At 53.3% G+C, this 20,047-nt stretch carries 22 protein-coding genes, 2 tRNA genes and 1 pseudogene; 1 reads left to right on the top strand and 24 read right to left on the bottom strand.

Features of this window, described 5'->3' with window-relative positions:
- Positions 1–14: 14 nt before the first annotated feature.
- The 15 genes from IPP95_07490 to IPP95_07420 all read right to left on the bottom strand — a co-directional run bounded on the left by IPP95_07490 (position 15) and on the right by IPP95_07420 (position 10,850).
- Positions 15–533: a sterol desaturase family protein gene (locus IPP95_07490; protein ID QQS74037.1), complete on the bottom strand. Its 519-nt coding sequence runs from the start codon at positions 531–533 to the stop codon at positions 15–17.
- A gap of 148 nt (positions 534–681) precedes the next feature.
- Complete coding sequence (locus IPP95_07485; GenBank protein ID QQS74036.1) at positions 682–843, bottom strand: hypothetical protein; 162 nt, start codon at positions 841–843, stop codon at positions 682–684.
- A gap of 147 nt (positions 844–990) precedes the next feature.
- Entirely contained in the window at positions 991–1,566 is a 576-nt protein-coding gene (gene idi / locus IPP95_07480; protein ID QQS74035.1) for an isopentenyl-diphosphate Delta-isomerase, read from the bottom strand.
- A complete protein-coding gene (locus IPP95_07475) occupies positions 1,566–2,408 on the bottom strand; it encodes a phytoene/squalene synthase family protein (protein ID QQS74034.1) in 843 nt (280 codons plus the stop codon). Before IPP95_07475 ends, idi begins: the two co-directional genes overlap by 1 nt.
- A complete protein-coding gene (gene crtI, locus IPP95_07470) occupies positions 2,405–3,883 on the bottom strand; it encodes a phytoene desaturase (protein QQS74033.1) in 1,479 nt (492 codons plus the stop codon). Before crtI ends, IPP95_07475 begins: the two co-directional genes overlap by 4 nt.
- 144 nt (positions 3,884–4,027) lie before the next feature.
- A complete protein-coding gene (locus tag IPP95_07465; GenBank protein QQS74032.1) occupies positions 4,028–4,354 on the bottom strand; it encodes a hypothetical protein in 327 nt (108 codons plus the stop codon).
- A gap of 12 nt (positions 4,355–4,366) precedes the next feature.
- Complete coding sequence (locus tag IPP95_07460; protein QQS74031.1) at positions 4,367–4,540, bottom strand: hypothetical protein; 174 nt, start codon at positions 4,538–4,540, stop codon at positions 4,367–4,369.
- A 293-nt stretch (positions 4,541–4,833) separates the two neighbouring features.
- A tRNA-Val gene (locus IPP95_07455) sits at positions 4,834–4,908 on the bottom strand.
- Positions 4,909–4,983: 75 nt separating this feature from the next.
- Positions 4,984–5,061 (bottom strand) — tRNA-Val (locus IPP95_07450).
- 142 nt (positions 5,062–5,203) lie between these two features.
- Positions 5,204–6,421, bottom strand: a complete 1,218-nt coding sequence (locus IPP95_07445) for a bifunctional folylpolyglutamate synthase/dihydrofolate synthase (GenBank protein ID QQS74030.1) — start codon at positions 6,419–6,421, stop codon at positions 5,204–5,206.
- 1 nt (position 6,422) lies between these two features.
- On the bottom strand, positions 6,423–7,169 hold the full coding sequence (locus IPP95_07440) for a hypothetical protein (GenBank protein ID QQS74029.1): 747 nt from the start codon (positions 7,167–7,169) through the stop codon (positions 6,423–6,425).
- A 130-nt stretch (positions 7,170–7,299) separates the two neighbouring features.
- Entirely contained in the window at positions 7,300–7,695 is a 396-nt protein-coding gene (locus IPP95_07435) for a biopolymer transporter ExbD (GenBank protein QQS74028.1), read from the bottom strand.
- Between the two features lie 3 nt (positions 7,696–7,698).
- Complete coding sequence (locus tag IPP95_07430; GenBank protein ID QQS74221.1) at positions 7,699–8,370, bottom strand: MotA/TolQ/ExbB proton channel family protein; 672 nt, start codon at positions 8,368–8,370, stop codon at positions 7,699–7,701.
- Positions 8,371–8,474: 104 nt separating this feature from the next.
- Positions 8,475–9,698 (bottom strand): amino acid dehydrogenase, encoded by a 1,224-nt coding sequence (locus tag IPP95_07425; GenBank protein ID QQS74027.1) that lies wholly within the window; start codon positions 9,696–9,698, stop codon positions 8,475–8,477.
- Positions 9,699–9,785: 87 nt separating this feature from the next.
- On the bottom strand, positions 9,786–10,850 hold the full coding sequence (locus tag IPP95_07420) for an anhydro-N-acetylmuramic acid kinase (protein QQS74026.1): 1,065 nt from the start codon (positions 10,848–10,850) through the stop codon (positions 9,786–9,788).
- 75 nt (positions 10,851–10,925) lie between these two features.
- Between IPP95_07420 and IPP95_07415 the strand changes: the two genes are divergently transcribed.
- Positions 10,926–12,095 (top strand): acyl-CoA dehydrogenase, encoded by a 1,170-nt coding sequence (locus IPP95_07415; protein ID QQS74025.1) that lies wholly within the window; start codon positions 10,926–10,928, stop codon positions 12,093–12,095.
- A 510-nt stretch (positions 12,096–12,605) separates the two neighbouring features.
- Here the strand turns inward: IPP95_07415 and IPP95_07410 are convergent.
- The 9 genes and pseudogenes from IPP95_07410 to IPP95_07370 all read right to left on the bottom strand — a co-directional run bounded on the left by IPP95_07410 (position 12,606) and on the right by IPP95_07370 (position 19,913).
- Positions 12,606–13,409 (bottom strand): hypothetical protein, encoded by an 804-nt coding sequence (locus tag IPP95_07410; protein ID QQS74024.1) that lies wholly within the window; start codon positions 13,407–13,409, stop codon positions 12,606–12,608.
- Positions 13,410–13,579: 170 nt separating this feature from the next.
- Positions 13,580–14,134: a DUF998 domain-containing protein gene (locus IPP95_07405; GenBank protein QQS74023.1), complete on the bottom strand. Its 555-nt coding sequence runs from the start codon at positions 14,132–14,134 to the stop codon at positions 13,580–13,582.
- 176 nt (positions 14,135–14,310) lie between these two features.
- Complete coding sequence (locus IPP95_07400; GenBank protein ID QQS74022.1) at positions 14,311–14,925, bottom strand: hypothetical protein; 615 nt, start codon at positions 14,923–14,925, stop codon at positions 14,311–14,313.
- 274 nt (positions 14,926–15,199) lie between these two features.
- Positions 15,200–15,754: a hypothetical protein gene (locus IPP95_07395; protein QQS74021.1), complete on the bottom strand. Its 555-nt coding sequence runs from the start codon at positions 15,752–15,754 to the stop codon at positions 15,200–15,202.
- A gap of 222 nt (positions 15,755–15,976) precedes the next feature.
- Positions 15,977–16,621 (bottom strand): hypothetical protein, encoded by a 645-nt coding sequence (locus IPP95_07390; GenBank protein ID QQS74020.1) that lies wholly within the window; start codon positions 16,619–16,621, stop codon positions 15,977–15,979.
- A gap of 260 nt (positions 16,622–16,881) precedes the next feature.
- Positions 16,882–17,734: pseudogene (locus IPP95_07385) on the bottom strand (CPBP family intramembrane metalloprotease).
- A gap of 171 nt (positions 17,735–17,905) precedes the next feature.
- The gene (locus tag IPP95_07380) at positions 17,906–19,084 is read right to left on the bottom strand and encodes a tyrosine-type recombinase/integrase (GenBank protein QQS74019.1); all 1,179 of its coding nucleotides are present in this window, start codon (positions 19,082–19,084) and stop codon (positions 17,906–17,908) included.
- A 146-nt stretch (positions 19,085–19,230) separates the two neighbouring features.
- Complete coding sequence (locus tag IPP95_07375; GenBank protein ID QQS74018.1) at positions 19,231–19,671, bottom strand: PIN domain-containing protein; 441 nt, start codon at positions 19,669–19,671, stop codon at positions 19,231–19,233.
- Complete coding sequence (locus IPP95_07370; GenBank protein QQS74017.1) at positions 19,668–19,913, bottom strand: DUF2191 domain-containing protein; 246 nt, start codon at positions 19,911–19,913, stop codon at positions 19,668–19,670. Before IPP95_07370 ends, IPP95_07375 begins: the two co-directional genes overlap by 4 nt.
- Positions 19,914–20,047: the final 134 nt, after the last annotated feature.

The following is a 20,047-nucleotide window of genomic DNA, read 5'->3' as shown; positions in this document are numbered from 1 at the left end:
CCGACTGCTCCTGCTTACTGCACCCGCTGAGTCTCTCCGTGGTTGCGTGCGTTGTGGTCGTCCCCTTTACCGAAATTCAATGCGTCACGGTAGTACTTGAAGGGCACGACAAGCATGCCGAAGCATTCGCCCTCCTCCCTGCCGAGGTGCTTGTGGTGCATCTTGTGGGCACGGCGCAAGGCGATGAAATAGGCGTTGTTGGATGTGCGCAACCGTTTGATGCGCTGGTGGATGAACACCTCATGCACCAAGAAGTATGCGATGCCGTAGAGGAGGATCCCCAGCCCGATCCAAAGCCAAGGGGTGCCCAAACCTCGGATGGTGCCGATGAGAAAAAGGAAGATCGAAGGCAAAGCGAAGATCAGAAAGAACGAATCGTTGCGCTCCAGCACATGGTCATGGTCGCGCTGGTGATGGTCCCTGTGAAGCTGCCAGAGAAATCCGTGCATGACGAACTTGTGCGTGGCCCAGGCAACGAATTCCATCGCCACGAAGCTGATGGTGATAATGCCGGTGACCTGCCAAATACCCATGTTCACGGACCGCAAAGTCCTTATGCAAACCTACGATGTGCGTGGCCTGTTGCATGTCCCGGACCAGGCGCGGGAAGCCTGTAAAGCGAAGCGCGGACCCATGCCCGGTATCGGGGCAGGTCCGCGCTTTTGAACTGATGGCGTGGCCTTAGTTGATGATCACGGCTTTGGGATAGCGCTCCTTCCACATCTCCAAGGCCTTCTTACTGGCAACAGTGATGATGGTGCGCGCATCCAAGCGCACTTTGATCGCTTTGACCCCGGGGCGTTCCGGTTGTGTAAGGATGAGCTGACGTTTCTTGCGTGGCATGTGTGCTTTCGTTTTTCGTATTAGGAGTGGTAGGGTTGTCGCTTCCGGCCATGAATCCTGACAAGCCGACGCTGTTTTCAGTATGAACGATGTTCAGGGCTGCATAGTTTGGCATTTCATCGCCGGGAACCCCGCGCTTAACATACCTTAACCGGGAAGAGACCCCGCTTTCCGGGCTTGAACGGGCCTTCCGAAGGTCTTCAGTTCACGGCGAACGCGCTCCCAGCAGATGAGCAGCCACGGTGTGAAGGTCTCGGGCGTTGCCGATACCTCCGCGCTCAGCTCCTCCGGCGAAAGCCAGCGCACGGCCTTTACTTCCGCGGGGTCCGGGTGAAGCTCGCCGTCGAATGCACCGAACAGTACATGGTCGAATTCGTGCTCCTGCAGGTCGTTCGCAAAACGTGCGTGGTAGGTGAACGCGAACCGTTCTTCCAGCTTGGAGGTGGTTCCCAGCTCTTCCTTCAAGCGGCGTTCCGCGGCTGGGAGCAGGCCCTCTCCTGGGCGCGGATGGCTGCAGCAGGCGTTGCTCCATAGCCCGGGACCGTGGTATTTGCCGTCGGCGCGTTGCTGAAGGAGCAACCGCCCCGTGTGGTCGACAAGGAAGATGCTGAAAGCCCGGTGCAACCTGCCCGTGCGGTGCGCCTCCATCTTCTCCATGGTGCCGATGGCCTCGTCGTGCTCGTTCACCAGCACCACCAGTTCAGTTCCACTGTGTGTGCCCATCAGAGAAGGCCGAAGCTGTTTTTTAGATAGCTGGCGGTGAGCAGGCGCACCTTCGTGCCCTTGCCGATGCGAATGCGCCCTTCCATGAACCGGCCCGTGGAAAGCCCTTGGATCTTGCGGAAGAGGGCGAGGTAATAGACGTAGGCCGTGTATACTCCGAGCCGTGAACCGGCAGGCAGTTCACGGATGCCTTCCAAGGCGGCCTCGAGATCGGCAGCCACGTCGGCCTCGGCCCGCTTCTTCATGGCGTCGTCCATGCAGGCCACGTCGATGCCCGGGAAATACGTCCGGCCCAAAGCGGCATGATCATCCTGAAGGTCCCGCAGGAAGTTCACTTTCTGGAAAGCCGACCCTAACCGCATCGCGGCGGGTTTGAGCCGTTCATACCTCGCTTCGTCCCCTTCGCAGAACACAAGCAGGCACATCAGACCTACCACTTCCGCGGATCCCCGTACGTAGGTGGCGAAGGTCCGGGCGTCATGCACCTTGCGGTCCAGATCCATTTCCATGCTGGCCAAGAACGGGTCGATCAGGGATGCATCGATCCCGTATGTGTTCGCCGTACGCTGGAAGCTGTGCAGCACCGGGTTCAGACTGATCCCGTCCCCGAGGGCCTGATGGGTGTCCTCCCTGAACCTGGTGAGCAGCCTGCGTTTATTGTGGTCGTGAAAGGTGTCCACGATCTCATCAGCGAAACGGACGAAGCCGTAGATGGCCTTGATAGGGTCGCGGAAACGGCGGTGCAGGAGGTGGATGCCGATGGAGAACGAGGTACTGTAGCGGCGGACGATCCTGCCGCTTGCTTCCGCGCAGACCGCGTCGTAGAGCTTGACGGTGTTCATTTCGGCTGGTGCTCCTTCAGAATGAGGTCGGCCGCCACCTGTCCGCTGATCAATGCGGAGGGCAAGCCGGGGCCCGGTACGCTCAATTGCCCCGCAAAGTACAGCCCCGCCACCTTGGCGCTTTTCATCTTGGGCCGCTGCGGCCCGGTCTGGCGCAGTGTGCTCGCAAGTCCATAGGCGTTGCCGCGATAGGCGTTGTGGTCCGCTTCCAGGTCCTTCAGGCAATAGCAGCGCTTCACCTTGATGTGTTGGCGGATGTTCGTCCCGAAGTGGCGTTGTATGCGTTCTGCAACGATCTCAAAGTAGTGTTTCCGCATGGCTTCATCATCCGCGGAACCGCTCGCGATCGGGATCAGTATGACCACATTTTCGCAACCGGCCGGTGCCACGCTGGGGTCGGTCTTGGAGGTGCAGCTCACATAGAACAGGGGCTTTTCAGGCCAGCGCCGGTGCTGGTAGATGTCCATGCCGTGGCGGTCCAGGTCCTCATCGAAGAACAGCGTGTGGTGCTTCATGTCCGGGATCTTTGTGTCCAGGCCGATGTAGAAGAGGAGCGTGCTGGGCGCCATGGTCGTTTTCTTCCAGAAGGCCCCGGAATAGGAGCGGTGTTCCGGTGGAAGCAGGTCCGTTTCAACGTGGTGGTAATCCGCCGTGGCCAGCACCGTGCTTGCCTCGTACGTCCCGCTTTCCGCTTCCGCGCCCACGGCCTTTCCATCTTCCACGATGACCCGCTTCACCGCGTCCGATGTGCGGATGACGGCTCCCTGCTCCTCCGCTACACGCCTCATCGCGTCCATCACCTTGCTCATGCCTCCCATCGGGTACCATGTACCCAGGTCGATGTCGGCATGGTTCATCAGGCTGTACAGGGCCGGTGTATTCTGCGGCGTCGCACCGAGGAAGAGCGCCGGGAATTCCAATACCTGGCGGATGCGGCCGCTCGTGAACTTCTTGCGCACGTGCGAACGCAGCGAGGAGAGGACCGAGGTGCGGAGCAGACCGGTCATTATCCGCAGATCCACGTATTCGCTCCAGCTCAAAGAGGGTTTGTACACGATATCCTGCATGCCCAGGCGGTACTTCACCTCGGCCTCGTCCAGAAACGCTGTGAGCTTTTTCCCGGCGCCCGGCTCCTCCTGTTCGAAAAGTGCGGCTACCGCCTCCCGGCCAGTGGGCATGTCCCATCGGTCATTGGGGCCGAAGATCACTGAGTAGGAAGGGGACAAGCGCTTCAGCTCGTAGTGATCGGACGCCGAACTGCCGAAGCGGGCGAAGAAGCGCTCGAACACATCGGGCATCCAATAGAAGCTGGGTCCCATGTCAAAGGTGAAGCCGTCCTGCTCCCAAGTCCGTGCGCGGCCTCCCACGGTGGCATTGCGTTCCAGCACCGTGACCTTCACGCCGCGTTGTGCCAGAACAGCTGCTGCGGCAAGACCGGAGATGCCCGATCCGATGATGATACAGGACCGGGCCATCAAAGCTGCTGGGTGCTCATTCGTCCGGTAAAGGAAGAGGAAAGATGGGCTAAGGACCGATAACCCTCCCATCGCGAAGAGCACCATGTACGCAACTTGCCAAGAACTCCTGCCAGACCTTGGGTCCGTGCGTCGCACCAATGTTCAATTCCTACCAACGGGCTGCTCGCTCAGCATGCCCATCAGCCTGTGCCGGGCTTGGTGGATCCTGCTTTTCACGGTGCCCACGGGGATGGCCAACCGGTCGGCTATCTCGTGGTATTTATAACCGTCGTGGTGCAATTGGAACGGTGTGCGGAAGATGGTGTCCAACTTTCCCAATGCCCCTTGGATCTCGCTCATGCGCACCGTGGCCTCCGCCGTGGCCGGGGTCTCCACCAAGCTGCTGCGTTCCCTTACACGCTCCACATGGTCCATCACGCGATCCGTTCGCTTATTGCGGCGGTGCGCATTGATGAACGTGTTCTTCATGATGGTGTATACTTACGCCTTGAAGTTGGTGTTGTCCCTGTATTTGTCACTATAGGTCAAAGCGCGGAGCATACTTTCTTGGAGCAGGTCGTCGGCGGTCTCCCGGTCGTGGGTCAGGCTTAGGGCGAAATAGTAGAGTTGGTGGCGCAGACCGACCAATTGTTGTTGAAAGTCATACGTGGACATGCTCAGCGGTTTTGATACACCACCTGCAAACCGCGGTCCCCGGCCCAAGGCAAGGCGTGACGGCGGAAGGACTACCATGGTAAATGCCGCGCTACGAGGCCAATGTAGCGGCCATGCCCGTTCCGGTCCGTCGGTGCGCCTGCGCCGGCCGCGCCACCGTGACAAGGAATAATTTCCCCATTCCGTGAACACCGTGCCCCGCCAAAATGTTCTCCATGACGGTGCTCTGTAGATCGCTGCTGTCCGTGACGTAAGCCCTAAGGCAAAAAAAAGCCCCTTGACGGGGCTTTGGGTGGGAGCAGCCGGATTCGAACCAGCGACCCTCTGCTTGTAAGGCAGATGCTCTAAACCAGCTGAGCTATGCTCCCATTATTTCAACACTCAGACCAGCGATCCTCCCGCCCGAAGGCGGGATGCTCTAAACCAGCTGAGCTATGCTCCCGTGGTGGGACGTACTGGATTCGAACCAGTGACCTCATGCGTGTGAAGCATGCGCTCTAAACCAGCTGAGCTAACATCCCGATATTTCAACTTGCGAAACACATCACCCCTCGCAAACGGGCTGCGAATATAAAACTTCGCACCACACCGGGATATCCCGAACGGCATTTTACACAGGGATGGAAGTTCCCCCAGGCATCGGTGACCAAGCCCGATCGATCTTCAAAACACCTCGGCCACCACAAAGGCGCTCCCGGTCACCAACACCAAGTCTCTTTCCCGTGCCGATCGCCTTGCAGCGGCCAAAGCCTCTTTCACCGAAGGATAGGTCCTTCCGCGCAAGCCGTGCCCTGCCGCCAGTTCCATCAGCTTCCAGGTTTCCAGCCCACGTGGGATGTCCGCTTTGCAGAAGAAATAGGTCGCCCATTTCGGGAGAAGCGCCAGCATACGCTCGATGTCCTTGTCATTCACCGTGCCCAGGACAATGAGAAGCTGTTCGTGCGGTGTGCGGCCGAGCATGTCCGCCACGACCTTCAGCCCGTCCGCGTTATGCCCGATGTCCACGATGGTGAGCGGATGCTCCGCGATCGTTTGCCAGCGGCCGGCGAACCCGGTGTTGGCCTGCACGTTGGCCAAGCCTGCCACGATATGCTCTTCGCTGATGGCCCAGCCCTGCTGTTGGAGTTCGCGCAGTGCGGCCAGCGCAGTGCGTGCATTGCGCTGCTGGTGCGGGCCGTGCAGGTCCAATGCGTACGGCAGGGCGGGCTGCTGGTCTGTGAAATGGATCGGTGCACCGACCTCTTCGGCACGCTTCCGGAAAACCTCGGCAACGGCCCCTTCGGCCTCTCCGATCACTACGGGGATACCCAGCTTGATGATGCCTGCTTTCTCCGCTGCGATCTTCTCGAAACTGTCCCCGAGCAGGTCCACATGGTCCCAGCCGATGTTGGTGATGATGCTCACTTCCGGCGTCACCACGTTGGTGCTGTCCAGCCTTCCGCCAAGCCCGCACTCGATCACGGCGATGTCCGTGCGCTCCTCGCGGAACCAGTGTAAAGCCAAGGCCACTCCCCACTCGAAGAATGACGCTTCCACGGGCTCAAAGGCCGTGTGATAGCGCTCTACGAACGCGGTCACGATTTCCTGTGGGATCATCGCCCCGTTGATCCGGAACCGTTCGCGGAAGTCCTTCAGGTGCGGCGAGGTGTGCAGGCCGGTGCGGTAGCCGGCCTCTTGCAGCACGCTGGCGATCATGTTGGCGGTACTGCCTTTTCCGTTGGTGCCGGCCAGATGCACGCATTTCAGGCCCCGCTCCGGATGGGCGGTCAGCTTCATCAATACATGGGTGTTGCTGAGGTCCGCCTTGTAGGCGGCCTTCCCGACCCGTGTGAACATGGGCAGCCGGGCGTGCAGGTACGCCAGCGTCTCCGAGTAGTCCAACTTATTCCAGGATGAAGATGAAGGTCATGTCGCCTTTCTGCTCCGCCGGGCCGTCCGGTTTAGGGCTGAAGGTGCATTGCAGCGCCGCCTTCTTCGCGAGGTTGATGAGCGTCTGGCTGGTGGTGGTGCTGCCGTCAATGTTGAAGGCGGCGTGCGTCACGTGCCCGGTACGGTCCACGAAAATGTCCAAGGCCACTTTGCCGGCCTCCGTGGGCTTCTCGCTGAGGTTGGGGCCGCGCATCAAGCCCCGGCCCGCGAGGCGACCTTCGAAGGCCTTCCCTTTGAAGTTGCCGGAACCGCCATCGCCGGGCGTGGTGCTGGGCGGGCCGCCTCCGTTCTGGGCACTGGAGGAGGAGCTGTTCGGTGTGGAGGAAGGGGAGAAGAGGGAGTTCGGGTCCGGCTTGCGGGGCTGTGGTTTGGCCGGTTCGGGCTTCGGTTTCGGCTTCACCGGCTTGGGCACGGCCACTTCACTCGCTTCATCGGTGGCCACTTCCTCGCTTGTTGTCGGTGTGGGCTCTGCCGGTGTGGGTGGCGGTTGTGAGGTGGCGGGCTGGGCCACGGTGGCACCGCCGGTAAGCCCACCGGCATCCTCGAAAGCCAATTCGATCCCCTCCTCCTGCGGCAAAGGGTCCGGCTGCTGCAGGCCGATGTACAGGAACAGCACCAGCAAAAGGATGTGGAACACGACCGTGAAGATCACGCCCACCCGCTTGTCGTTGGCTTCTTGTTGTATCGTGAGGCTGCTCATTTCTTATCGCCCTTCACCTGTATCGGTCGACCCGGTGGGTCGACGTTACAGGTGCATTCCATTTCCGGCTTGTGCCGCGTTCAGATCTGCGATCATCTGCTCTTTTAGCGTCATCTGCGTTCCATCCTGCTCAACTTGGCTTAGTCGCCAAAATGATCTTCCACTTGTTCCGCTTGCAGATGTCCAGCACGCTCACCGTGATCCCTGTCGGAACGCTTTGGTCCACGTGCAGGATGATCGCCTGGTCACCGGTGGTCTTCGACATCTCGGAGGTCAGTACACTTTCCAGCTGGCTTGGATCGATCAGTTGGTTGTTCACGCTGTAATGCTCTTCCGCATCGATCCGCACCGCCACCTTCGCCTTTTCCTTGGTCTTGTTCGCACTGGTCGGCAGGTCAACCGGCAGCGCGTAAGGGCTTACCATGGTGCTGAGGATCACAAAGAAGATCAGCAACAGGAAGACCAGGTCCGTCATCGAGCTCATGTTGAACCCGGCGTCGATCTTATGTGAGCTGCGTAATCCCATGCGCTATTTGGCGGGTGATTCCAGTACTTCCATGAAGGTGACGGTGGTGGCCTCCATGTTCTGCACCACCTTGTTCACCCGGGCTACGAGGGTGTTGTACGCCACGTAGCCGATGATGCCGATGATGAGACCGGCCACGGTGGTGACCATGGCCTGCATGATGCCGCCGGAAAGCTGCCCGATCTCCACGCCCGCACCACTGATCTTCATGGTGTGGAAGGTGACGATCATACCGATCACCGTGCCGAGGAATCCGATCATCGGCGCCGCCCCGGCGATGGTGGCCAGAATGCTCAAGCCCTTCTCCAACTTGTAAACCTCCAGCTTACCGGCGTTCTCGATGCTCACCTCGATGTCCTTCAGGGGCCGGCCGATGCGGCTGATGCCCTTGTCCAGCATGCGGGCCACCGGGGCGGGATTCTGGGCGCAGAGGTTCTTGGCGGAATCGATCTTGCCATCATGGATGTAGTCCTTGATCTTCTCCATGAAGTCCTTTTCCTCGCGTAGCGCACGCTTGATGGCCAAGCTGCGCTCGATGATGATGTACACGGCGATCAGTGACATCAACGCCAATGGCCCCATGATGTACCAGCCCCCGTTCTGGATCAATTCCCAGACGGAGATGGTCTCCATGACCGGCGCGACCTCCGGTGTCGTCGCGGCCTGTTCCAGCATTTGCCGGGCGGCGTCGGCGTTGTCCTGTACCTGTGCGAGAAGCTCGAAGGGCATGTGTTGTGCTTGGGTTGGTAGATGAACGCGGTAGTGCGTCGGAAATTTTCTCAGGTAAGCTGGGCCAGTGCGATCTCGAAGGCGGTGCTGGTGACAAGGTTCTTGCCACTGTGCTTGGCATGGACTTTCTCCAACGCCTTTCCGATCACTTGGCTCACATCCTCGAAGATGGCTTTGTCGGTGAGTTCCGCACCGTCCTGCGTGCAATAGGCGAAGACGCGCGCCATGCCGCAGTTGGCGATGAAGTCCGGGATCACACTGACCTTCTGATCGGCATGTTCGGCGATGGGGCCGTAAAAGATCTCCAGGTCGGCGAAGGGCACGTTGGCGCCGCTGGCGATCACCTCCAGCCCGGCGGCGCACAGGCAGTCCACCTGCACGCGGGTCACCAAGCGCGAGGCGGCGCAAGGGAGGAAAACTTCCGCACCGCAATCCCAGATCTTCTCGTTCACGGTGTCGAACGGCAGGATGTCCTGCATACGCAATGCGTTGCCGTCCTTTTCCAAAAAGAGTGTTTCCACCGTCTGAGTGCTTAGGCCTTCGGGGGCCACGGTACCGCCGTGCCGGTCTATGATACCGACGATGAGCGCGCCTTCACGGCTCAGGTAGTAGCCCGCTGCGGCCGCCACGTTCCCCCAGCCCTGCACGGCTACGCGTTTGCCTTTCACTCCGCCCCCGTGGATGCGGTAGTGGTGGATCACGCTTTGGGCCACGCCCCAGCCTGTGATCAGGTCCGCCACGGCGAATTTCCCCGGAACGGGGGTGAATTCGGGGTTTTCCACCCGTTTGCTCACACCCGTGCGCAGCTGCCCGAGGATGCGCACTTTGGCGCCTTGGTCCGTTGTGGCATGTCCATTGACCACGCCCTCCTGTGGGTGCCACAGACCGTGGCGCTCGGTGATCGGGATCACTTCGTGAAGCTCGTCCACGTTCATGTCGCCGCCGGTGCCGTAGTAGGCTTTCAGCAGGGGGATCACGGCCTTGAACCAGCGGTCCAACACCTCGCCCTTGCGCGGGTCCATCGGGTCGAAGTTGATACCGCTCTTGGCCCCGCCGATCGCCGGTCCGCTCACGGTGAACTTCACCTCCATGGTCTTCGCCAGGCTCATCACCTCGCGCTTGTCCAAGCCCTTGCGCATGCGCGTGCCACCACCGGCGGCCCCGCCGCGCAGGCTGTTGATCACCACCCAGCCCTTCGCATCGGTGGGACCATCATGCCATTCGAACACTACTTCGGGCTCATGCTCCTCGAACTTCTTCAATGCTTCCCTCATGTGCTCTTCTCAGCTTCCGAAGCCCAAAATTAGCCGGGGCGGACGGGGCGATCGGACCTGTTGGACGGGGTTATCCCTTACCCGGTGTTAATTGGGAAGGTGGACCGCTCCCCCGATGTTGTCCCGGGAAGCGCCGGTAACGCTCGCCAGGGTGTTCACCTCACCCCGGATGCGCATCAGGCCGAGAAAGGCGAAGATCACCGCTTCCTTGTAGTCGATCAGCTCAGCGGAAGGCAGCTCCGGCCTGGCCTTGCCCAGTGCGGCGATCCGCTCGATCAGAAACCTGTTGTGTGCCCCGCCGCCGGTGAAAAGTGCGCTTTCCACCTTGGCCTTGTCCAGTTCCTGGGCGATCAGCAGGGCGATGTGCTCGATCACCGTGCGCAGCCGGTTCTTCAGCGGAAGGTCCGAGACGATCAATGGCTTCAGTTGTTCATCGAACCACTCCCGGCCCAAGGAACGCGGCGGTTCCTGCTTGTAGAAATCCAAGGCGTTCAGCTTTCCGAGCAGCTCCATGTTCACCTCTCCCGTGCGGGCCAAGGCACCATTCGCGTCATAAGCCATGCCGGCCTCGCCCGCCAGCAGGTCCAAGGCTTGGTTGCAGGGGCAGACGTCATAGCCAGTGGTCTGCTTTCCGTGGTGAATGGCGATGTTTGCGATACCGCCCAAATTCACAAAAGCCTTGTGGTCCGGGAAGAGCATGCGCTCACCGAAGGGCACCAGCGGAGCACCTTGCCCGCCCAAGGCCACGTCCATGCTGCGGAAGTCGCAGACGGTGGGAAGACCGGCAAGCGCCGCAATGCGCGCGCCGTCTCCCACCTGTACCGTGAGGCCTTCGCCCGGCTGGTGAAAGATCGTGTGGCCGTGCGATGCGATGAGGTCGGCGGTGGTGCCCGGCAGCAGATCGTGACAAGCATTCCCGATAGCAATGCCGATGTCCCGGTGCAAACGGGCCAATTCCAAACCGCTCGTCCCCGTGGCGTGCAGAAGCCGTTCGTGCATGGCCCCATCGTAAGGAACGGTCACGGCCTTTTCAATGGTGAATGACCACTGCTTTCCATCCTTGGCAAAATGGCACAACGCCAGATCGATCCCGTCCAACGAGCTGCCGCTCATCACGCCGATCACGCGTGCGCTGTTCACGTCTTCCTTCATTCGTGCCTGCCAATGGGGCTGCCGGGGCGAAGGTATCCGCTACATTTGCGGCCATCACATCAATTGTCCGCATTCATGCAAACCACGACCACTTCCGGCTTCGATTTCGAACTCAACGAGGAACAGAAAGCCGTGCGCGATGCCGCCCGTGACTTCGCCCAGAACGTCCTGAAGCCCGGCGTGATCGACCGCGACCGTGAGCAACGCTTCCCCAAGGAAGAGATCAAGCAGCTCGGCGAGCTCGGCTTCTTAGGCATGATGGTGGACCCCAAGTACGGCGGCGGCGGCATGGACGCCATCAGCTACGTGCTGGCTATGGAGGAGATCAGCAAGGTGGACGCCAGCTGTTCCGTGGTGATGAGCGTGAACAACAGCCTCGTATGCTGGGGCCTGGAGGAATTCGCCAATGAGGAGCAAAAGCAGAAGTACCTCGTGCCCTTGGCGAAAGGAGAGGTGATCGGTGCGTTCTGCCTCAGCGAGCCCGAGGCCGGCAGCGATGCCACCAGCCAGCGCACCACCGCCATCGACAAAGGCGACCACTACCTGCTGAACGGCACCAAGAATTGGATCACCAACGGCGGCACCGCCAGCACTTACTTGGTGATGGCACAGACCGATGTCGCCAAAGGCCACAAAGGGATCAACTGCCTCATCGTGGAGAAGGGCATGCCCGGCTTCGTCGTCGGCGCGAAGGAGGACAAGCTCGGCATCCGCGGCAGCGACACCCACACCTTGATGTTCCAGGACGTGAAGGTGCCCAAGGCCAACCGCATCGGTGAGGACGGCTTCGGCTTCAAGTTCGCCATGCGGACCTTGGCCGGTGGCCGCATCGGTATCGCCTCACAGGCCCTTGGCATCGCCAGCGGCGCCTACGAACTGGCCTTGGCCTACAGCAAGGAGCGCAAGGCATTCGGAAAGCCCATCAGCGAGCATCAGGCCATCGCCTTCAAACTGGCCGACATGGCCACGGAGATCGAGGCCGCCCGCCTGCTCTGCCTGAAAGCCGCTTGGCTAAAGGACCAGCACCTGGACTATGACCGCGCCAGCAGCATGGCCAAGCTCTTCGCCAGCGAAGTGGCCATGAAGACCACCGTGGAAGCCGTGCAGGTGCATGGCGGCTATGGCTACGTGAAGGAATACCACGTGGAACGCCTGATGCGCGACGCCAAGATCACCCAGATCTACGAGGGCACCAGCGAGGTGCAGCGGATCGTGATCGGAAGGAGCGTGCTGAAGGAAGGGTAGGTGCCGGAAGTGCGTCTCTTGTCTTATGTTGGTTGTCTTATGTCCTATGCTTGCATCGGGTCAGCGCATGGAACATAAGACATAGGACAGGATTGGGGTTATCTACTCCGCTCGCTCCCGCAAGTCTTCCCGGCCAATCAGACTTTGCGTTCCAGCATGTTCAGCCGGGGCGACTTGTGGGTGAGGTAGATGCTTTCATCGATTCTTATCCGTGAAGTCTTCGGACTTCACACAGAGGAGGGCTGAACACCTCGAAAGGACTCAACAAATGGTCTTCGTTCCAATGTCTACTTCTCTGTAGGTAGTTCTGTGCAGCAGTCTGAAGACTGCCGAATGCTCCTGCGCCTTGGTCGACTACTGAGAACATCCCCACAAGTCGCCCCGACCATTTGAGTCAGGAGCTCACTTTGTCGTTAGGTCGGGAAGACTTGCGGGAGCGAGGGGCACACAGCCGAAGTTTCAACGTCCAGCCACACTTGCAGCAATACCAATGTTGTATGCCGTTACTTGTTAAACGAATAGCTGTATTGAAAGAATAAACAGAACTGTTACAATTGTCGTTATGATTGCTGTCTTCTTTTTAATTTCCATTGAAACATTGAAGAAGTCAGAAATATAGTTTCTCCATAAGAAGAAGACGAAGAGTCCTTTTATAATAATCTGTGTAAAAAACGAAACTGTGTCACCTTGATGATACTGTTGATATTTGAAAAATATATACGACTGGCTAATAAGTGAAATAAGTCCGAACAAAGTGTCTGCAAATAACAATATCCAACCCCAAAGTTTTCTTTTGAACAAGAGATAGAAAATGATTGGCACATAAATAAGCGTCACTATTTGAAAAAATACAAGTGGGTCAAACCGACTTGAAAAGCATGTCCAATAACTTACTGTTTCATTAGAACTGTCAAAGCCATACAATTTGCAATCAATTACGAACTTTACAAATCTTACTAAGTCGCTAATGTTGATGTAAAGTGTCCATAGGTATTGTAAGCCAATTACAAGAAGCAAAATATTTAGCCACTTTTCAGGTTTTACTTCGCTTGTCGGGTTAAGTACAGGTTCAAAAAAATCAGCAGTCTTTTCTTTGTATGAATTGATTTTGTCTGTCTTGCGTTTTGTTTCGGTATCTATTTCATCAAAATAGTTGTCCACTTGCTCTAACTCAGAATGTGTGACTTCTCTTGCACTCAGAATTTGTGTCGCTGCGTCAACCGCTGCAACTTGATATTCAGTTGGTCGCCTAACAATTTTTAGCAAGTCAATGTTAGAGTAATCTTTGTATTTGTCGTGAAAGTCAAAATTCATGAGCTGTCAAATGTAATGGCATACAACGGTTTCGGGCTTTGCGTTGGTGGGCTTTTGAAACCGAAAACTGTCTGCCAGCACCAACGTTTATTAATTGCTCAAATGTTTCTATTCGCACTGTCTGCCCACTAACGCAAAACCCGTGTTATGCGGTCGTTTTTCTTTTGTCGTCAAGGTTTGTAATATTTTACTAGCCATATAAAACTTGTCAAATATAAAAGTCGTTGTGCAATGCCTTGGTAATTTTTCAATAGTCCAAAAGTCGCTGAAAGTCCAATTACAAGAATGAAAAATGAAATATGAATATATTTTAAGTTGTTATCTGTCGTGAAAAATATTTGTGTCAAAATACCAACACTAAATGTCACACCAGCTATTTGAGCGAAGGTCGAGTGAAGTGTCGATTGTGTTGTCGAGTATGTGTCGAGGTCAACGAATGGTTTTGTGCAGAAAATACCTGTCAATGCTACACAAAGTCCGTAAATTAATATTGGTGTTGTCCGCCAAGTAAGACCATTAAGAAAAAGTCCAATAGATAAGGTCAGTCCGAACGCTAAAAAACCAATTTGCATAATTAGTTTCTTTTCATAACCCTGAGCCCCAAGGTCGCTAATTGTGTTTTTTGTCCAGTCGTAATTGTCTGTCGAAAAAACGTGAGCCACTAAAATGAACACTACAAAAAGTAATGTCGAAATAATGTTATAGTTTGATTTTAAAATGTCCACTTTCTTGTCGTTTAGTTGTCTGTTCTAAAATGCCGCATAACGTTCCAAGGGTTTGCGATGGCGGGGGTTTTTAGCACCAAATTTAATACGAAGCACTACACTTGCACCCAGCACAAAATTGTCTGCGAGGCACGTCACCCCCGCTATTGCAAACCCTTTGTTAGCGGTAGTTGTTCTCATTTCTTTGTCAGTTTTACCCAAGTCAAACAGTCGATAATTTTGTCTGGAACGTTTGCACTGTCAGTCTCAATTTTACTTGCCCAATAAAGTTCTTTCTTAGGCGTAAAGAACAAATGTTCAATAGAAACATTGTCAGTCGAAATTGAATACGGTCTGAATAGATTGTCTAAGTCAGTCCCTAATTTTGATTTTACAAGAAACTGTCCAACCGTTGTATAGTCGTCAAGTTTGTTACTTGTCCCGAAGGTTTGTCTATACTGATTTGTAATGTCAACAGCAAGGTCGCCACTTAAAATAAGTCGCCCAAAAGTGATTGAGGTTAGTGAGTCAAAGTTATAGTCTTTAGCTGCTTTGGGAACTATTAATTTTAGTTCGTCCATACGCTGTCTGTAAGTCATTGTCCCTTTTTCAAAACGAACACTCATTCCTACAGTCCCGCCTTCTGTTTCTTTTAACTTATAGAAAATGCAAGTAAAGTCTGAAGTGTCTTTGCCGACAACTACAAAATAACCAGTCGCCTTTTGTCTATAAGCAGAGCCAGCGATTTCGTCTGTAATGGTCTTGCTACCAATTACAGTATCATTTGTTTGAAAAGTTTTTTCAGTCGTCACGGTGGAATTGACTTGTCCACTGTCAGAGCAAGCAGTCAGAAGAAGTAGCAAAAGTCCGATGTTAATTAAGTGTCTCATGTGTGTCGTTACAATTACCGCTAACGGACCGGGGGTTTGCAATGGTGGGAGTTTTAGCACAAAACTTCATGTGGAGAACTGAACTTCCACTTTGCTCAAATGTGTCTGCGGAGCACGGAACCCCCGCTATCGAAAACCCCTTGTTTATGGGCAGCCAAGCTACTTGTCCGAAGTCATATTGTGTCAAAATAATGTGTCATTGTTGTTGGTAGCCAAGTCGTATTAGTTCTGCTTTTATGTCCGCCTCTGTTTTAAATTTTGCTTTCTTACTTGTCCCGTCACTCCAACTACATTCACAACCACCGTCCAGTTTTTCGCTAATGTCTTTTAGAAATTTTGCATTAAACCGTCCGTTTGCAGTTGAATGCTCATATACAAAAGTCCCGTAGAGTGTCCCGTCAACCTCATAATGTCGCTGTTCCCAAGATGCAACAATAATTAGTTCTGTTGCCAGTCCGGTGTTAGCATTAGCAAAAAACGCTGCTTCAATAGTCGGGTCGCCACCTTCAGTGTCAATTGTGCCAATGGGGTCTTTGCTATAACGATAGTTGCTAAGTTCAAAATAAATTGTCGCAACAATGCGATGATAGGTTTGTTGGTCGTCTGATAATTTATAAATCTGGTCGTAGAACGCGAGTATAACAGGAAAAGCGTTCCACTTTGTCTCTACGACTTTGTAAGTCAAAATAGAACTGTCGGGTTTAAACCTTGTCGCAAATTGAACTGCGGTTTCACCCTTCTGGCGTTGCACAGTTTGTCCAAACGAAAAAGTCGTCCAAAGAAGTAGTGTCGCTATGTAAATACAGTGTCTCATTTTATTTGCCTATGACGGTTTGCGGGTTTAAGAAGTTGGCGATTTCGAAGCACAAAACTGTCTGCCACTACAAAACTTGATACGAAGCACAAAGCTTCATTTAACCACTGAACCGCCAATTTCTTGTAGGTTCTGTTATAGGCTGCTCTTTTTGTCAAGTTAATAGTCAAATTTAAATGCGTAATACAGTGATAAAACTTTGTCATTTTTGTCGTATTCTTTAGTAGCAATGTAAATCGTGTTTTTGTCAGCCCAAAATATTGCGTTCTTAATTTCCTCGTTAATGTCAATAGAATTAAAGTCAAATGTAAAAATAGACCACACACCATTTTTTGAAGATTTACAAATTTCAATTTGAAGGTAATTGTCGCAATCACCTCTTTCCAAACCAACCCAAAGTCCGTCTTTTGACATTATGCCATAGTCGCCTCTAAATCTTTGATGTCCCGATGCCATTTCGTTTGTGCTCGCATATACAAAACTTGCTTTTGCGTAATGATAGTCTAATATTTCAAACAAATACAAGTCAAACGAAGGATAATAAGCTTTAAAGGAAGTAAGGCATCTTGGCGATTTACACAATTCGTGGCCCGCAAGTTCTTTTTCGCTGTCATTGTAAGTCTTTTCAATAGATGCAAATGCTTTTTCAAGTTTTGATGTGTCGACAATGCCAGTTAAGAAAGGTGCGTTGTAATTGTTTTTAAACTCTTTTTGAAATTCGTCTGCTGTAATAGGTGTAAAAGTGAAAAATCGTCTTGCTTGAGTGTTTATAGTGTCTACTCGGGTTGTCGGAATGCTTGTCAAATTGTTATTGTTGCAACTTGTCAAAAGTGAAGTTGCAACAAATGTCAAAGTCATTTGAAGTATTAGTGTCAATATGGAAGTTGTCTTGTTCACTGTGTGTTTTTAGAGTTGCCATAACGTTTTTGGGCTTGGCGAAGGTGGGGATTAAAAAGTACCAAAGTTCAAATTTAGCACAAAAGCTAATAGAAAGTACAAATGTTCAATTTAGCACTTCAGCCCCACTTTTGCCAAACCCATGTTAGCGGTTCGTTGTTTTTTAGTTATGATTTTCCTTTCCAATATGGTGCTATTATTTTTCCTTCTTTATGGCTCAAAATCAATAGAATTATTGTCACAATGAAACAAAAAACTGTTGCTTGAATTGAACCTTCTGGTCCAAATTGTCCACCTGTAAACCATTCTGCTCCTTCTATTTTAGAAGTAATTAATGTTTTTGAAATTGAATTACCGGAAACATTTGCTCCGAATATTGCAGATTGTGTAAAATTCCAAGCAAAGTGAATTGCAATTGGAAACCATAAATTTCTGGAATAAATATAGGCAGATGCTAATAAAAGTCCTGCTTGTATTGCAAGTCCAAGTGCAGCTGTTAATGAACTATTAGGGTTTCCAAGGTGCATTGCTCCAAATAAAATTGCGGATATAAATAATGCAAAATAACTTCCTAATTTCTCTTCTGTTATTCTAAATACTATACCTCTCATTAAAATTTCTTCGAAAATTGCAGAAGTAAAAGCCATTGCAAATGGTGGGACTAAAAAAGAATTGGGTTTATTGAAACAATTGAATAACCACCTTTTAAATAACTAACAAGTATTGTCAATCATTGTAGTAAAACACCTAAAATAATTCCTATTGTCACACTTTTGAAAAGTCCATTTTTTGACAATTCTTTTAATTTCTCTTTTTTTCGTAAAATTTATATAATGTTACATACGAAACTAATGCAAGAATTGCAACCACTATTCCATTTATTAAGTTTTTTATATCCTTATCTAATTCCGTTAAGTTTAACAGTTTACCTACTAATAATTGTCCTACGCTAACAATTACACCACAGACAATAAGTCCAATGATTATTTTAGTTAGTGGGAAATAAAAATTTTTGTCCAATGCTTTTTTTGTCCATTTCTATTTTTGTTTAAGATTTCTATTTTCTACGGTGTCGTTTACAATGACCGCTAACTAGTGGGTAGACGCTATATGTGGTTTATTTCACCATCAGTTTGTGAGGGGGAGTGTTGTCTATCTCACTATTGGGGAGGGTAAAGCAACATAGACCCCTCACAGGTCCAAGTTGTCCAAAGGGCTTCGGATCTTGCCAATGGCCTTGGTGCTAACATGCGTGTAGATCTCGGTGGTTTTACTTGAACTGTGCCCTAAGAGCGTTTGAATATAGCGTAGGTCCGTTCCATTCTCCAAAAGGTGTGTCGCAAAGGAGTGGCGGAGGGTGTGGACCGTGGCCGGAGCGGTGATGCCTGCCTTCTTCAACGCCCGCCTGAAGACCATTTGCACGCTCGTGGCCGAATACATGCCGCCATCCGGACTTTCGAACAGGAAGGTGCTTGGTGTGTAGGCTTCGAGATATTGGGTCAGTTGGGTAAGTATCCTGTCGCTCAGCAGTGATACACGGTCCTTGCCGCCTTTACCTCCGCGGATAAGCACTTGCTTGCGTTCGGGGATGATGTCCGTCCGCTCCAAAGCCAGCAACTCACCCAGCCGGAGACCGGCCGAGTAGATCAACATCAGGATGCAGCGGTGCTTGAGGTTGTCCACAGCCTTCAGCAGTGCGGCCACCTCTTCTTCGCTCAGCACGCTGGGCAATTTGCGTTCGCGACGTGGACGCTCAATGAACTTCACGCGTTGCGCATCGCCGAGCACATCCTTATAGTAATACCGCACGGCGTTCACCACCTGGTTCAAAGTGCTGTTGCTCACCTTGCGTTCAGAGGCCATGTAATACTGGTAGCGCTCGATGTCCACGGTACGGATGTCGTTGGGATGCTTGTCCGAAAAATGCACGAAGAGGTTCTTGGTCGCGCTCAGGTAGGTCTTGATGGTTTGGGGGCTGTACCGGGCGATCTCCAATTTTTGCTGCATGCGTTGCAGCGCTTCCGTTTGGGTGGCCTTCAACGGCACCTCAGGTGTTCGTGGCACTTTGCTGGCCGGAGCGCCAGCGATCTGTTTTCCTGAAGTTCGATGCGTGCTTTCCTTCTTCGTGAACAGCGCATCCGCATTGACCCATGCCGATCCTTTGTACGCTGCGAAAATGGCCTTCATGCTCGTGCTGCCATTTTCTACATGCCAGCACTTCTGGTTCTGGCTCCATTGGCCACCGATCGTCTTGGCGATGGCGATCAACTCGAGATCATATGGAAAACGTAAGGCGATCCGGCGCTGACCGTTGTGGTCCAGCGCTTCCAGGGTCACGGTCTTCCGTTCGACGACCTTTTCGTCAGGCATGATGCACACAAGATAAACAGGGCAATTCATCTTGTTAGCTCATGTTCCCGAGGCGGAGACCTGTGCGAGAAAAATTTTAGCATGCACTCTACGGGCTGCCGAAAGGCCCGCGGTGGAAACAAAGTCGCAGAACCCGTAAAGGCCCGCTATGTGTCACTTATCAAGGGGTTACGGACCTGAAGTTGAGGAAAACGGCCAAAATCGCGATCTGCCGACCAGAGTTCTTGAACCCCGTGGCAAATACACAAGGCGGCTATCCGCGCGTCATGCACCATGGGGCCTACAATGCGCGCCTTGGTAAGCAGGTCGCGTAGAGTTGGCCAGTACAGATCGTTTTCCCCGATCAATTGGAGTGTTGGCGAAGCCGTCCAAGCATCCAACTGGGCTACGGAACGGTCAAGGTCCGTTGGTGGCGTATAGATGCGAGGATGGGTGACTATGCCATGGAATTCGTGCAAACAGGGCCACGGAATAGCCCAAGGTGAGCGGCCTTCAGCTAGCCCGATCAACACACGGAAAGCAATTTTGTGGAATGGGGAATCCCTGCGATGTGCGTAAACGAGCAGGTTGGTATCGACCGCGATCATGCACCCCGGCCGTTGTAAAGTGCATCGCGAAGCTGCTCCCAGGATGCATCCCTGTATTCGGGAGATAGTCCTTTACCCGCCACACTGGCATCGCGCAGTTTGAATGTGGCCGTATCCTTTTTTTCCGCGAGCTTAAGCCGTAAGCCCTGTTCGATCAACGCCTTCAATGTGGTCTTGTGGGCACGTGCATATCGCTTTGCCCTGTCGAAAAGGGCTTCCGGAAGTTCAATGGTCGTTTTCATCGGCACGCGAGTTGGATATGGGTACCAATATAAGAAAATAGGGGTATATGGGTTTAAGATGGTTCCAAAACAGGGTCTCGAAGACGATGACCCTGTGGGAACCCCTGAAAAGTGGATCAGGTCATCACTGATCA

The organism is Flavobacteriales bacterium, assembly GCA_016700415.1.
Taxonomy (GTDB): domain Bacteria; phylum Bacteroidota; class Bacteroidia; order Flavobacteriales_F; family PHOS-HE28; genus PHOS-HE28.
Note: the sequence above shows the minus strand (reverse complement) of the source record. Positions and strands in the feature narration are given on the sequence as shown.